Origin of the sequence: Mesorhizobium sp. M1D.F.Ca.ET.043.01.1.1, assembly GCF_003952385.1 — a bacterium.
In the GTDB taxonomy this organism is placed as follows: domain Bacteria; phylum Pseudomonadota; class Alphaproteobacteria; order Rhizobiales; family Rhizobiaceae; genus Mesorhizobium.
The window spans coordinates 81,613-95,424 of sequence record NZ_CP034444.1 but is presented as its reverse complement, the minus strand read 5'-3'; the positions used below and the strand labels follow the sequence as shown (position 1 = coordinate 95,424).

Sequence of the window (13,812 nt, the reverse complement as noted above, 5' to 3'; positions counted from 1 at the left end):
GGACGCTCGAACACCGCAAAAAGCGCGGCCGATCAGGGGTAGATAGGCCTCGCGATCCGTCCTACTCGTTGCGCCCGCCGTCGAAGACGACGAGATGCCGGATACGCCGCGCGCGGCCGAGCGCCGAGATGGTATCAGGCGCGTCGAACTCCGTCGGCACGAGCGACGGAACATCGATCGCGGGCCGGTTTTTCAAGAACATTGGTTCCTTCTCGGGATCGATGACCCGGATCGCGTCGATCAGCGCATCGGCGAGCGCGTCGGCACCGAGCCAGAACGGTTTATCCACTGCACTGACGATGCCGAGGCAGCGAGGGTTCTCGACGCCGCCATCGAGCGGCAGCGCGAGCAGCTCGAACTTGTTGGAACGGCCGCTACGGCTGAAGCCTTCATAGGTCAGAAGCAACACCGATTTCTGGTCGAAGACGCCGTGGATGAGCCGCGACATCAGCCGCTGGTCCTTCTCGCGCCAGAGCGAGGGGAAGGAGAACCCCTTGAGCTCGCGGCCGTAATAGGCGCAGAGCCTGGTGCCCGCCAGGCGGAAAACGGCTTCTCCGCGTGTGTCGCGCTCCAGGATGAACGTGTCCGCCAAGAGAGATTTGATGTCCGCCGGCTCGACTTCCGAGCGCTTCGGGGCAGGGCGGCCATCACGCAGCTGGTTCCAATATTGGAACAGCGTGATTGATCCGATCTGATTCATTTCCATTCCGCTCCGGCAATCTGTCTTTTTGCTGTCCCATCGGCGGACAGACAGGGCGCCCTCCGATGACCTTCATGCGGTGCGGAGCAGGATGCGTGCCAGCATCGTTAACGTTTGTTCACGGGTCGGGGTCGTTAAGGTTAACAAGTGGTTTACATTGCGCGCCGGCAGGGCCTGTGGCACATCGAAAACCACTCCAAAACGGTCGTTTCGCAACGATCGGCAGCACTTTCAGTCAGGTTTACGGGGGGCAGGGGACCCGACCGGCCGTCCAAGGGGAACCTTGGACGGCTTTCTTTTTGATTCGCACCTATCCGATTCGGGCTGTGGCGATTCGCGGTTTGTGATTCGATCGCGCGTGAACTACATGCTCGGCCGAAAATTGAGTCTCCCAGCCAGCAGCAAGGGGCGCATGAGCGAACCGGTTAGCCCGAGTGAACCCCAACCGCAGCCAGGCGAAGAGGCGCCGGGGCCGCGCCGCGAGCCGGTATTCAACCTGCCGCCGGTGGTGCTGGCGGTGATCGGGATCTGCGCGGTCGTCTTCCTGCTGCAGCAATATGTGCTGAACGACGACCAGCAAATGACGCTGCTCTATGACGGCGCCTTCATTCCGGTGCTCTATACCGGCCAGTATGGCTTCGACTGGTTCCTGTTCACGCGCCCCTTCACCTATGCCTTCATGCATGGGAGTGTCGCCCATATTGCCATCAACATGGTCTGGCTTGCCGCTTTCGGCTCACCGCTTGCCAATCGTCTTGGCGCGACCCGATTCGGGGTGTTCTATGCCGCGACCGGGCTGGCATCGGTCGCGCTATTCTGGGCAATGCACCCCTATGGCGAGATGCCGCTGGTCGGCGCTTCGGGCGCGATCTCGGGCATGATGGGGGCTGCGGCGCGTTACGGTTTCCGCATCGACCGCTCATCCGGCAGCGCGGCCTTCGCCGGCGAGCCGCTGCCGATCGCAATTGTGCTGCGCCTGCGCGGCGTAATGACGTTCCTCGGCGTCTGGATGGTGATCAACCTCGCCACGGGCCTGCTCGGCCTTGCGCCGGGCATCGACGGACAGATCGCCTGGGAAGCCCATATCGGCGGCTTCGTCGCCGGCTTCTTCGGCCTGCGTTTTTTCGATCGCCCACAGCGGTCCGAGTAACGCTGCGGCGCACTTGAAATGCAACCAATCACGGCGCACGATGTTGCCATGCATGTCGCCCAAAACTGCGAAGCGGTTTTGGGAGAGCGAGATGCATCAAAACAAGGACTTAAAGCGCGCCGCTGCGCGCTTTAAGTCACCCGGCGTCTTCCCGTGGGCGCTGGGCTAGCCGGTTTGGCACGAGCCGGCAGGCAAGGCTGAGGAGGACGCCATGACGGTTAAGGCAATTCTTGAAAGCAAGGGCCATGACGTGTTCACGCTCGGGCCTAATGAAAAGCTGAGCGAAGCGATCCGGATACTGACGGATCACCGGATCGGCGCTCTCGTCATCACCAACGGCGACCGCAAGATCGTTGGCATTCTCTCGGAGCGCGACATCGTGCGGGTGCTTGCCAGGGAAGGGGCGGCCGCGCTCGATATTCCCGTGCGTTCGGCCATGACGCCCAAGGTCAAGATCTGCAATGAAAGCCACACGGTCAACGAAGTGATGGAGATCATGACGAAGGGTCGCTTCCGCCATCTGCCGGTGGAAAAGGACGGCATGCTCGACGGCATCGTGTCGATCGGCGACGTGGTCAAGCGCCGCATCGAGGATGTCGAGCGGGAGGCCGAGGAGATCAGGGCTTACATCGCCACTGCGTAGCTGGTCCTCCGCTGGTCGCAGCCGGGCTAGCGCAGGCCGGCTGCATGCCGCAGGCGTGCGATCAGGTCGGCGTTCCGACAATAATCCGGCGGGACGTCGGCTTGTTCGTGGCTGTCGAGCCAGGTCGAGCATTCGGCCTGATGGCCGCATGAACGGCAGCGGTCGGCAGCTCGATTGATAACGGCAATGTGGTCCGGAACAGTCTTCAGTTGCCGATCGACCCCCATCGTCTGCATCATGCGGCCCATCAGCGTGGTCCTGAGGTCGATTGAGAGCAGATAATCCAGTAAGCTCATATCGTCGCCACTCCTGCTTTTGTGGCAATCTCGGCCAAGACAGCAGGCGCACGCATTGATCTCGGTCAAACCGACGACTCCCTTGCCAGCCCGAGCCGATTGATCTAGCGAACGGTTGACAGCCTGCGCCGTCAGAGCGTGGGAACCCGGACAACAATCATCTGGACTACCATGAGCATCATCGATACCCGCACGCCCGATCCGAAACGCCTGATCTCCGGCGCCACCGGCGATTGGGAAATCATCATCGGGCTCGAAGTGCATGCGCAAGTGACGTCCGAGGCCAAGCTCTTCTCCGGCGCCTCGACCTCGTTCGGCGCCGCGCCCAACGCGAATGTCAGCCTGGTCGACGCGGCGATGCCCGGCATGCTGCCGGTGATCAACGAGGAATGCGTCAAGCAGGCGATCCGCACCGGGCTCGGGCTGAAGGCCACGATCAACCATAAGTCCGTCTTCGACCGGAAGAACTACTTTTATCCGGACCTGCCGCAGGGCTACCAGATCTCGCAGTACAAGCAGCCGATCGTCGGCGAGGGCAAAGTGATCGTTTCGGTAGGGCCGGACCGGCAGGGCGAGTTCGAGGATATCGAGGTCGGCATCGAGCGGCTGCATCTGGAGCAGGATGCCGGCAAGTCGATGCACGACCAGCACCCGACCATGTCCTATGTCGACCTCAACCGCTCCGGCGTGGCGCTGATGGAGATCGTCTCCAAGCCCGACATGCGCTCCGCCGATGAGGCCAAGGCCTATGTCAGCAAGCTGCGAACCATCATGCGCTATCTCGGCACCTGCGACGGCAACATGGACGAAGGCTCGCTGCGCGCCGACGTCAACGTCTCGGTGCGCCGCCCCGGAGGGGCCTTCGGCACCCGCTGCGAGATCAAGAACGTCAACTCGATCCGCTTCATTGGACAGGCTATCGAATCCGAGGCGCGCCGGCAGATCGCCATCCTGGAAGACGGTGGCGCGATCGAGCAGGAGACCCGTCTTTTCGATCCCAACAAGGGCGAGACGCGCTCGATGCGCTCCAAGGAAGAGGCGCATGACTACCGCTACTTCCCGGACCCCGACCTTCTGCCGCTGGAATTCGACCAGGCCTATGTCGATGATTTGGCGCAGCATCTGCCGGAACTGCCCGACGACAAGAAGGCTCGGCTGATCGGCTCGCTGGGGCTGTCGACCTATGACGCCTCGGTGTTGGTATCGGAAAAGCCGATCGCCGACTATTTCGAGAAGGTGGCGGCGGGACGCGACGGTAAGCTCGCCGCCAACTGGGTCATCAATGACCTGTTGGGCGCTCTCAACAAGGCCGGAAAAGATATTGAAAATGCTCCGGTTTCGCCCGATCAGCTCGGCGCCGTCATTGATCTCATCAAGGAAGGCACCATCTCCGGCAAGATCGGCAAGGATCTGTTCGAGATCGTCTGGAACGAGGGCGGCGATCCGCGCCGGCTCGTCGAAAGCCGCGGCATGAAGCAGGTGACCGATACCGGCGCCATCGAGAAAGCGGTCGACGAGGTCATCGCCGCCAATCCGGACAAAGTCGAGCAGGCGCGTGCCAAGCCGACCATGGCCGGCTGGTTCGTCGGCCAGGTGATGAAGGCGACCGGCGGCAAGGCGAACCCGCAGGCGGTCAACGAGCTGGTCAAGGCCAAGCTCGGCATCGAGGGCTAGCGTGTTCGTACGAACGGCGAGCGAACGCGATCTCGCTGCCGTCCGTGCGCTGCTTGTCGAGACCTGGCATGCCACTTATGACGCCATCTATGGTGCAAGGCGGGTTGCTGAAATCACGGACGAATGGCACTCGATCGCGTCGCTCAGGGCGCGGCTGACTCGCCCCAATTCGGAATTCCTGATCGCCGACGATGGCAAGCGCATCGGCGGCATGGCTTACGCTTCCGCGACCACGGACCCGAAGATCGTCCTCTTGAACCAGCTCTACGTGCATCCGGATTGTCAGCGGCAAGGGATCGGCCAGGCGCTGCTCGACGAGGTCGAGTTGAGCTTTCCGGAAGCGCAGACACTGCGCCTGGAGGTGGAAGCGGCGAATGCCCCGGCGATCGCCTTCTACGAAGCGAACGGATTCCGGCCCACGGGCAGAACCGCCGATTGCGGCGGCGGTTCAGGAACACCCGCACTCATCCTGGAGAAGCGGCTGGGGTAGACCGCCGTGCGCGAACGCTCGATCAGCCGCGAGAAATCTCGACATTGTCGATCAGCCTTGTCGTGCCGAGCCAGGCCGCCGCAAGCAGACGGCCATCGCGGTCGCGCCGCCAGGGGGCGAGCGTTGCCGCCTCGCGCGCAGCGACGTAGTCGACTTTTCGAAAGCCCGCCCTGACGAGCGCTTCCGCCGCGTCGCGGGTAGCGCTCGACTCGTCGGCGCCGGCGGCGAGCGCCGCCGCTGTCTGGCGCAGAACGACGTTGAGCTTGCGCGCAACAGCAAGTTCGGTCTCGCCGAGATAGGCGTTGCGCGACGACATGGCGAGACCGTGGTCGTCGCGCACTGTCGGCGCGCCGACGATCTCGACCGGCAGGTCGAGATCGCGGCACAGTTGTCTCACGACGCAAAGCTGCTGGTAGTCCTTCTCGCCGAAGATCGCGCAATCGGGCGCCGCCTGCAGGAAGAGCTTGGCCACCACCGTCGCGACACCGTCGAAGAAGCTCGGCCTGAAATTCGTTTCGAGGCCGGAAGCGGGGCCGCCGATGGAGATCTTGGTGGCGAAGCCCGCCGGGTACATTTCCGCGACGACCGGCGTGAAGGCGAGATGCGCCCCCACCTCCCGCAGCCGGTCGAGATCGCGAGCCAGTTGGCGCGGATATTTGTCCAGGTCCTCGGTCGGCGCGAACTGGGTCGGATTGACGAAGATCGAGACGACGCAGCGATCGGCCTTTTCGAGCGCGATCCTGACCAGCGAGATGTGCCCGTCATGCAGGGCGCCCATGGTCGGCACCATGGCGACCTTGAGGCCCTCCCGGCGCCAGTCCCGGATTTGCGCGCGAAGTGCTGCGACGCTGTCGACGACGATTGGCCCGCTCATGCCTCGTCCTTGCCCGATGTCGCCGAAAAGACGTGGTCTTGTCCCGGAAATTCGCGGCTGCGCACCTCGGCGGCGTAGCGCGCCGCCGCATCCGCAATGGTGTCACGCAAGCTTGCGTATTCCTTGACGAATTTCGGCACCCTGTCGACGGTCATGCCGATCATGTCGTCGATGACCAGGATCTGGCCGTCGCAGTCGCCGCTGGCGCCGATGCCGATCGTCGGGATCGAGATATGACGGGTGAGGTCCGACGCCACGGCTTCCACCGTGCCCTCGATGACAACCGAGAAAGCGCCAGCCCTTTCGACCGCTTCGGCGTCACGAAACAGCGCGGCAATGTTTTCCTCGGTCCGGCCCTTAATCTTGTAGCCGCCGTCCTTTTCCACGGACTGCGGCTGCAGGCCGATATGGCCCATCACCGGAATGCCTTCGGCGACGATCGCGGCGATCTGCGCAGCCATGTCGACGCCGCCTTCGAGCTTGACCGCCTGGCACCCGGTCTCGCCGACGATGCGCCTTGCCGAGGCAACTGCGTCCCCCCGGGAGGCCTCGTAGCTGCCGGCAGGCATGTCGACGACGACGCAGGCTTTTGTCGAGCCGCGCATCACCGCCTGTCCATGGGCGATCATCATCTCCAGCGAGGCGCCGAGTGTCGTGGCATGGCCATGCAGAACCATGGCGACGCTGTCGCCGACCAAAAGCAGGTCAACATGCGGATCGAGCATGCGGGCGATCGGATAGGTATAAGCGGTAAGACAGACAATCGGCACGCCACCCTTGCGGCGGCGAATGTCTTCGGCGCCGATCCTGTTGCCGGTGGATCGTTCTGGGGCCAATCGTCACCTCCCTCAACCGGCTTGGGCCAACTAGCCGCTTGCCGGGCGTGCGAGCTTTAGAAACACAGGCAACGCTTGGCAAGCAGGGTTGCCGCGCCTTGCGCGCCTGTATCGATTTAGCGCAGAAGCATTTACCATCGGCCGGCGCGGCAAAGCCCTTGCCTTCGCGATGACCTGACGCCATAAGCAGGAAACGGCGCGGCCGCTGCCGCTACGAGGATCCGGATGAAGACTTTCCTGCTGCAGTTTTTCACCTGGTGGAACAGCCAGACGCTGGGCACGCGCTTCCACACCTGGCGATTCGGCAAGAAGGTGGGCGAGGACGAGGCCGGCAACGTCTACTACGAAGGCGGCATCGATTCGGAAGGCCGCACCCGCCGCTGGGTCATTTATCGCGATTACTCCGAAGCCTCGAAGATCCCGCCGGGCTGGCACGGCTGGATCCATCACCGCGTCGACACGCCTCCACCGAGCGAGAGCTACAAGGCTCGCGACTGGCAGAAGCCGCATCGGCCGAACCTGACCGGAACGCCCGGCGCCTATCGTCCGCAGGGCTCCATCCTGACCAACCAGCATCGCCCGCAGGTGACCGGCGACTATGACGCCTGGACGCCCGGTTCGTAACTGCGGTTTTCGGTCCTTTGTCGCCACAATTGGCGTTTAGCTGCTTGCTGATATCGCAGCCATGACTAGCCTTGGGCGATTGAAAGAATCACCCGGGCGCAACCACCGGTATCCTTGCATGAACTCTTTCGGCCGACTTTCGACGGGACTGTTCGCGGCAGCGTCTGTTCTGGCAGCATCGACGGCGGTGTTCGCCGCTGCGCAGGAACCGGCGGCGCCGGCAGTCTCCGACCGCATCACCAACCCGGTCGCCGAATTCGCCGGCATCGACAAGATCACCGGCCGCATCATCACCTTCGACGTCTATATCGATGAGACGGTGCAGTTCGGCGCCCTGCAGGTGACGCCGCGCGTCTGCTATTCGCGGCCCGAGACCGAACAGCCGAAGACCGATTCCTTCGTCGAGGTGGACGAGATCACGCTCGACCGCAAGATCCGCCGCATCTTCACCGGCTGGATGTTCGCCGAAAGCCCCGGCCTCAACGCCGTCGAGCATGCGGTCTATGACGTCTGGCTGAAAGGCTGCAAGCAGAAGTCTGACGTGCCGCCGCCGACCGCAGTCAAGGCCGATACGGCCAAGCAGAAGCCGAATGCCGCCAAGCCGAAGGCGGCCACGCAGGAGCAGCCGGCGGACCCAGCGCCCGAGCCGACGGACGCAGCACCCGCACCGGACGGCACCGACACCACCGACCAGAACTGACTTCGGAACTCTCGTTTTCGCAATCCGTTGGTAGACGGCAACAGCGACGGGAGGATTCCACCATGGCAAAGATCAGGCCGATCGCGGCCAGCAAGAAAGAGCTTCTCGATCTCGAGAAAGGGTTCTGGACCGGTGATTCCACATATTTTGCGGCTCATGCCGATGTGGAGTGCCTCGTCGCTTTTCCGGAGATGGCGAAAGCGATGGCCAACGCCGATCTGGCCAAGACCGCCACGAAGCCCAACCGCTGGCGCGATCTAGACATCCGGCTGAAAGGCATGGTCGAGCCGGGCAGCGATATCGTCATGCTGACCTACGAGGCTCATGCGACGAGTGAAAGCGGCGAGCCCTATGCCGCTCTGGTCAGCACAGGCTATGTCCATCGCGCCGATGGATGGAAGATGATGTTCCACGCCCAGACGCCGATTGAAACATCGACCGACCACTGACGGCTGCCCTCAAGGATAGAAGATCGCGTCGCCCTTCAAGGCCTCGGCCAGCATCTTCTCATAGCGGCTGCGCGGCACGTCGATCGCGCCGAAGCGCTTGAGGTGCTCGGTGGTGAACTGCGTGTCAAGGAGCGCGAAGCGACGCTCGTTCAACCGCTCGACCAGATAGTAGAGGCACGTCTTCGAGGCGTCGGTTTCCCGGGCGAACATGCTTTCGCCGAAGAACACGCGCCCGAGCGAAACGCCATAGAGGCCGCCGACCAGCCGGCCCCTGCGCCACGCCTCGACAGAATGACAGTGGCCCAGCCGGTAGAGCTCGACATAGGCTTCGCGAATCGGCGCGTTGATCCAGGTCGAGCGGCGCTCGTCGCGCCTTTCGGCGCAGCCGTCGATCGTCGCCTCGAAATCGAAATCGAAGCGGATGTCGAAAGGGTGCCTGCGGATCGTCTTCTTCAGGCTGCGCGGCGTGTGAAATCCGTCGAGCGGGATGATGCCGCGCGTTTCCGGCCGCACCCAGAACACTTCCGGGTCGGTCGCGCTCTCGGCCATCGGGAAGACGCCCGAGGCATAGGCTTTCAGCAGCAGGTCGGTCGGAATGCGATAGCCGGGCGCATAGGGGCGGGTCATCGCGGCATTATAGCTGCAAGTTGAGCCTAGTTCTCCTTGGCCAGGTATTTTTCCAGCCAGTGGATGTCGTAGTCGCCATTGGCGATATCCGGATTGCCGACGAGGTCGCGGAACAGCGGCAGCGTCGTCTTGATGCCGTCGACGACGAACTCGTCCAGCGCCCGGCGCAGCCGCATCATGCATTCGACGCGGTTGCGACCGTGCACGATCAGCTTGCCGATCAGGCTGTCGTAATAGGGCGGGATCCTGTAGCCGGAATAGACGCCGGAATCGACGCGGATGCCGAGGCCGCCGGGTGTGTGGAAATGCGTGATCGTGCCGGGCGACGGCGTGAAGGTGCGCGGATCCTCGGCATTGATGCGGCACTCGATGGCGTGGCCGTTGAACTTGATGTCTTCCTGCCTGACCGACAGTCCGCCGCCGGAGGCGACGCGGATCTGCTCATGCACGAGGTCGATGCCGGTGATGGCTTCCGTCACCGGATGCTCGACCTGCAGGCGGGTGTTCATCTCAATGAAATAGAACTCGCCGTTCTCGTAGAGGAATTCGATGGTGCCGGCGCCGGAATAGCCGAGATCGGCGATCGCCTTGGCGCAGATGCCGCCGATGCGCGAGCGCTCCTCGGCGTTGAGCGCGGGCGAGTTAGCCTCCTCCCACACCTTCTGGTGGCGGCGCTGCAGCGAGCAGTCGCGCTCGCCGAAATGCACGCCGTGGCCGGCGCCGTCGCCGAAAACCTGCAATTCGATATGGCGCGGCTTCTCCAGATATTTCTCGATGTAGACGGCATCGTCGCCGAAGGCGGCGCCGGCTTCCGATTTGGCCGTCTGCAGTGCCACTTCGAGATCGGCCTCGGTGCGGGCCACCTTCATGCCGCGGCCGCCGCCGCCGGCCGAAGCCTTGATGATCACCGGATAACCGATCTCGGCCGCGACGCGTTTCGCTTCCTTCTCGTCGGTGATCGCGCCGTCGGAACCGGGCACCACCGGGATACCGAGGCGCTTTGCTGTGCGCTTGGCCTCGATCTTGTCGCCCATGATGCGGATATGGTCGCCCGACGGGCCGATGAAGGTGATGTTGTGAGCGGCGAGGATGTCGGCGAACTTGGCGTTTTCCGACAGGAAACCGTAGCCCGGATGCACGGCGTCCGCGCCGGTGATCTCGCAGGCGGCGACGATCTGGTGGATGTTGAGATAGCTTTCGCGCGACGGTGGCGGGCCGATGCAGACGCTTTCGTCGGCTAGCCGCACATGCATAGCGTCGGAATCGGCCGTCGAATGGACCACCACCGTCTGGATGCCGAGCTCCTTGCAGGCGCGCAGCACCCGGAGTGCGATTTCGCCGCGATTGGCGATGAGGATTTTTTGGAACATCTGCCCGCTGTTCCCGGCTCTACTCGATGACCACGAGCGGCATGCCGTATTCGACCGGCTGGGCGTCCTCGATCAGGATCGCCGTCACCGTGCCGGCGCGCGGCGAGGGTATCTGGTTCATCGTCTTCATCGCTTCGATGATGAGCAGCGTCTGGCCTTCCTTCACCTTCTGGCCGATCTCGACGAACGGCTTGGCGTCGGGCGAGGGCGCCAGATAGGCGGTGCCGACCATCGGCGAGGGCACGGCGTTCTTGGAGGGGTCAGCTATCGTCGCAGGTGCCGCCGCTGCCGCCTGGGCCGGCGCGGCAATCGCGGCGGCTGGAACAGGAAGCGGAGCCGCGACCGCGTGGACGGCCTGCGACTGACGCGACACGCGCACCTTCAGGTCGCCAAACTCGACCTCGATCTCGGTCAGGTTGGTGTCGTTCAGTATGCCCGCCAGATCGCGGATCAGCTGCTGGTCAACACCGTTCTTCTTTATCGACATTTTCGAGCCTTCTGTTTGGGAGCCGGTCACAGGCGTGCCGCCAGTGCCTGCAGCGCAAGCGTGTAGCCGAGTGGCCCGAACCCGCAGATCATGCCGACAGCGACCGGCGCGACCATGGAGACATGGCGGAAAGGCTCCCGCGCGTGGATATTGGAAAGATGGACTTCAGCGACGGGCAGCGGCGCGACGGCGCGGATGGCGTCGTGGATGGCAATCGAGGTGTGCCCGTAGGCGCCGGGATTGATCACGATGCCAGCGGCCTTGTCGCCGGCCTCCTGGATCCAGTCGACCAGGTCGCCCTCATGATTGGACTGGCGAAAATCGATCTCCAGCCCGAGCGCCGCGCCGGCGGCCTTGCAATCCTCGGCTATGGCGTCAAGCGTCTTGCCGCCATAGATCCCCGGCTCGCGCTTGCCGAGTGCATTGAGATTGGGACCGTTCAGGACGAAAATCGTTTTCAAATATGCCGACCTCTTCGGCGCCGGCCTCAAGCCGGCGCGCCGGACCTCTATAATGGGCATAGCCGCCGGCGAAAAGAGCGCAAGTGCGTTCTTTCGCTGTCCACAACAGGCGGAAATTCGTCCGTTGTCGCGACCCGAGACGAACTAGAGCGCGCTCTTGGCCTGCTCGATCTTTTCCGCCAGGACCTGCTGTCCGAGCGCGCCGAACACCACCTCGTTGCCGACCACATAGGACGGCGTGCCGGTGATCGACAGCTTGGTGGCGAGGTCGTAGGTTCGAGACAGCGCTTCGTTGATGCTCGGATCCTTCATCTTCTCGCGCAGCTTGGCCTCGTCGGCGCCGAGCGAAAGCGCGACCTTCATGGCGGTGGATTCGGTTGCGCGGCCCTGGCCGCCGAGCAGCGCGGTGTGGAACTCGCCGTACTTCTCCGGCATCATCAGGTGGAAGGCCATCGACACCACGCTGGCTTTTTGCGAATCGGGGCTGAGGATCGGGAATTCCTTCAGCACGAAGCGCAGGTCCGGATCGGCCTTGGTCAGCGCCTTCATGTCCTCGATGGCGCGTTTGCAGAAGCCGCAATTGTAGTCGTAGAACTCGACGATGGTCACCTTGCCCTTCGGGTTGCCGACGACGCCGTCGAAGGTGGAATTGAAGATCTCGTCCTTCGCGTCCTTGATGACGCCGAGCGCGGCGAGCCGCTGCTCCTCCTTCTGCTTGGCCTCGAGCGCGTCCTGAACCTCGAGCAGGACTTCCGGGTTCTTCAACAGATAGTCGCGGATGATGCCTTCGACCTCCTTGCGGTCGATCTTGCTGTCCGTGGAGGCCACCTGGATGGCTTGCGTCGTATCGGCCTTGGCGGCCTGCGGGCTTCCTGCCACGAAGCCGAATGCCAGCATGCCGAGCGCTACCGCCACGCCGGCGCTGCCGAGCAGGATTGCCTTGTTCATGACCAGTTCCTTCTGCCTGTACCGGTCCGCCTTAGTCGCCGCGCGCGGCCGGGACGTTCATTTGAGTTTGTTCGATGGCGTGTAGTTTATGATATCCTGCGCGCGAAGCCAGCCTGGCTCGCCGCGCTTCAATTTCTGTTGAGCGCGCATGGCGAAGATTTTCGCATTCTTGTAGTCGGCCGAATAGAAATGGCCCTCGGCGGTCGCAAGGTCGGCGGCCGGGATTTGCCCCAATTCGCCATAGGCCTGCGCCAGATAGCGATAGGCTTCCGCATTCTCCTTGTCGCGCCCGACGCCGTTGTTGAGCTGCGTCACCGCCTTCTTGATCGATTCCGGCGTGCCGACCGCCATAAGCGCCTGCCCGAGCGAGACCAGGAGCAGCCCGGACCGCGCCGGGTCGAGGCTGACGGCCTTGGCATAGGCATCCGCGGCATCCTTGGGCTTGTTGACCTTCATCAGGATGTCGCCGCGCAGCTCCTGGAAATAGGGGTTCTTCGGCTGTTCCTTGATCAGCGCCGCGGTCTTTGTCAGTGCGGCGCCCGGATTGCCGTAGAGATAGGTCTGCTGCGCGTCGCCATAGCGCGCGGCGAGGCTGGTCGGGTTCTTGCGCATCAGCCGCGCCACGGCCGCCTGGCCCTGCATATAGGCGGCGATCTTGATGCGCATCATGTCGTGGCGCTGCTGCAGCGCCGGCGGGTCGACCTGGTTGACGTACGGGCTCGCCTTGACCAGCACTTCGAGGTTGGCGATGCGTTCTTGCGGCATCGGATGGCTGATCCGGTAGGGATCGAGCTGGGTGCCCGACAGCGAAAGCGCGCTCTGGAAGCGGGCGAAGGTCTTCAGCATGCCCATGCCGGACTGACCGGTGGCATTGAGATAGGTGATCGCCGAGCGGTCGGCGGTGATTTCTTCGCCTCGCTGATAGGCAAGGATGCTGCGCTGTGCCATCTCACCGCCACCGGCGGCGACGCCCATGCCGGCGCCGGCAAGGCCGCGGCTGTTGGTCGTGGCGCCGGCGACCATAGCGCCCGCGCCGAGCAAAGTGGCGATGATGGCCATCGTCTTGGCGCGGTCGAGCTGGTCGCGCAGCTTCTGCTGGTGGCCGCCGGCAATATGGCCGGCCTCGTGCGCGATGACGCCGATGATCTCGTTCGGCGTTTCGGCCGTCCCCAGCGCGCCGGTGTTGATGAACAGGCGGCGGCCCGTCACGAAGGCGTTGAAGCTCTGGTCGTTGACGAGAACGATGTCGATGCCGTCATTGGCGAGGCCCGCCGCCCTGAAGATCGGCCGGGCATAGTCGCGCACCAGCGCCTCGATCTCGGCGTCGCGCACCACCGGGACGCCCTGTGCGAAGGCGTTCACGGAAGCGGATACCGCAACGGCGGCGGCAAGCAGGAGTGTCGCGAATCCGCGCGCGGTTCGCCCTATCGCGGTCGATCTGTCAATTATCGTTCGGGGTCGGCTCAACATGGCAGGTCCACTG

Annotated in this window: 17 protein-coding genes; 7 read left to right on the top strand and 10 right to left on the bottom strand. The window is 63.5% G+C overall.

Annotated elements, in window-relative coordinates:
• Positions 1 to 61 precede the first annotated feature (61 nt).
• A complete protein-coding gene (locus EJ067_RS00545) occupies positions 62 to 700 on the bottom strand; it encodes a PAS domain-containing protein (protein WP_126084180.1) in 639 nt (212 codons plus the stop codon).
• Positions 701 to 1,112: 412 nt separating this feature from the next.
• Between EJ067_RS00545 and EJ067_RS00540 the strand changes: the two genes are divergently transcribed.
• Positions 1,113 to 1,850 carry a rhomboid family intramembrane serine protease gene (locus EJ067_RS00540; RefSeq protein WP_126084179.1) on the top strand — a complete coding sequence of 246 codons (738 nt, stop codon included), beginning with the start codon at positions 1,113 to 1,115 and terminating at the stop codon, positions 1,848 to 1,850.
• 211 nt (positions 1,851 to 2,061) lie between these two features.
• A complete protein-coding gene (locus tag EJ067_RS00535; protein WP_126084178.1) occupies positions 2,062 to 2,493 on the top strand; it encodes a CBS domain-containing protein in 432 nt (143 codons plus the stop codon).
• A 26-nt stretch (positions 2,494 to 2,519) separates the two neighbouring features.
• Here the strand turns inward: EJ067_RS00535 and EJ067_RS00530 are convergent, their stop codons facing one another.
• Positions 2,520 to 2,858, bottom strand: a complete 339-nt coding sequence (locus EJ067_RS00530; protein WP_245468123.1) for a DUF6455 family protein — start codon at positions 2,856 to 2,858, stop codon at positions 2,520 to 2,522.
• 102 nt (positions 2,859 to 2,960) lie between these two features.
• On the opposite strand from EJ067_RS00530, the gene gatB reads away from it, so the two are divergent.
• Together gatB and EJ067_RS00520 are read left to right on the top strand one after the other, a co-directional pair.
• On the top strand, positions 2,961 to 4,463 hold the full coding sequence (gatB, locus tag EJ067_RS00525; protein WP_126084177.1) for an Asp-tRNA(Asn)/Glu-tRNA(Gln) amidotransferase subunit GatB: 1,503 nt from the start codon (positions 2,961 to 2,963) through the stop codon (positions 4,461 to 4,463).
• A gap of 1 nt (position 4,464) precedes the next feature.
• Complete coding sequence (locus tag EJ067_RS00520) at positions 4,465 to 4,953, top strand: GNAT family N-acetyltransferase (RefSeq protein WP_126084176.1); 489 nt, start codon at positions 4,465 to 4,467, stop codon at positions 4,951 to 4,953.
• Positions 4,954 to 4,975: 22 nt separating this feature from the next.
• Here EJ067_RS00520 and panC read toward each other — a convergent pair whose 3' ends face one another.
• Together panC and panB are read right to left on the bottom strand one after the other, a co-directional pair.
• Complete coding sequence (panC, locus tag EJ067_RS00515) at positions 4,976 to 5,827, bottom strand: pantoate--beta-alanine ligase (RefSeq protein WP_126084175.1); 852 nt, start codon at positions 5,825 to 5,827, stop codon at positions 4,976 to 4,978.
• The gene (gene panB, locus EJ067_RS00510) at positions 5,824 to 6,663 is read right to left on the bottom strand and encodes a 3-methyl-2-oxobutanoate hydroxymethyltransferase (protein ID WP_126084174.1); all 840 of its coding nucleotides are present in this window, start codon (positions 6,661 to 6,663) and stop codon (positions 5,824 to 5,826) included. Before panB ends, panC begins: the two co-directional genes overlap by 4 nt.
• Positions 6,664 to 6,888: 225 nt before the next feature.
• Here panB and EJ067_RS00505 point away from each other — a divergent pair, with 225 nt between their 5' ends.
• From EJ067_RS00505 to EJ067_RS00495, 3 genes are all read left to right on the top strand, one after another.
• Entirely contained in the window at positions 6,889 to 7,287 is a 399-nt protein-coding gene (locus EJ067_RS00505) for an NADH:ubiquinone oxidoreductase subunit NDUFA12 (protein WP_126084173.1), read from the top strand.
• Between the two features lie 118 nt (positions 7,288 to 7,405).
• Positions 7,406 to 7,987 (top strand): DUF2155 domain-containing protein, encoded by a 582-nt coding sequence (locus tag EJ067_RS00500; protein WP_126084172.1) that lies wholly within the window; start codon positions 7,406 to 7,408, stop codon positions 7,985 to 7,987.
• Positions 7,988 to 8,049: 62 nt separating this feature from the next.
• Positions 8,050 to 8,436, top strand: coding sequence for a hypothetical protein (locus tag EJ067_RS00495; RefSeq protein WP_126084171.1), 387 nt, complete (start codon positions 8,050 to 8,052; stop codon positions 8,434 to 8,436).
• A gap of 9 nt (positions 8,437 to 8,445) precedes the next feature.
• On the opposite strand, the gene aat is transcribed toward EJ067_RS00495, so the two are convergent.
• The 6 genes from aat to EJ067_RS00465 form a co-directional block, all read right to left on the bottom strand.
• A complete protein-coding gene (aat, locus tag EJ067_RS00490) occupies positions 8,446 to 9,063 on the bottom strand; it encodes a leucyl/phenylalanyl-tRNA--protein transferase (protein WP_126084170.1) in 618 nt (205 codons plus the stop codon).
• Positions 9,064 to 9,089: 26 nt separating this feature from the next.
• The gene (gene accC / locus EJ067_RS00485) at positions 9,090 to 10,433 is read right to left on the bottom strand and encodes an acetyl-CoA carboxylase biotin carboxylase subunit (RefSeq protein WP_126084169.1); all 1,344 of its coding nucleotides are present in this window, start codon (positions 10,431 to 10,433) and stop codon (positions 9,090 to 9,092) included.
• A 19-nt stretch (positions 10,434 to 10,452) separates the two neighbouring features.
• Positions 10,453 to 10,920, bottom strand: coding sequence for an acetyl-CoA carboxylase biotin carboxyl carrier protein (gene accB / locus EJ067_RS00480; RefSeq protein ID WP_126084168.1), 468 nt, complete (start codon positions 10,918 to 10,920; stop codon positions 10,453 to 10,455).
• A 26-nt stretch (positions 10,921 to 10,946) separates the two neighbouring features.
• On the bottom strand, positions 10,947 to 11,381 hold the full coding sequence (aroQ, locus tag EJ067_RS00475) for a type II 3-dehydroquinate dehydratase (RefSeq protein ID WP_126084167.1): 435 nt from the start codon (positions 11,379 to 11,381) through the stop codon (positions 10,947 to 10,949).
• Positions 11,382 to 11,525: 144 nt separating this feature from the next.
• Positions 11,526 to 12,329 (bottom strand): DsbA family protein, encoded by an 804-nt coding sequence (locus EJ067_RS00470; RefSeq protein WP_126084166.1) that lies wholly within the window; start codon positions 12,327 to 12,329, stop codon positions 11,526 to 11,528.
• Positions 12,330 to 12,386: 57 nt separating this feature from the next.
• Positions 12,387 to 13,799, bottom strand: a complete 1,413-nt coding sequence (locus tag EJ067_RS00465) for a M48 family metalloprotease (protein ID WP_126084165.1) — start codon at positions 13,797 to 13,799, stop codon at positions 12,387 to 12,389.
• Between the last annotated feature and the right edge of the window lie 13 nt (positions 13,800 to 13,812).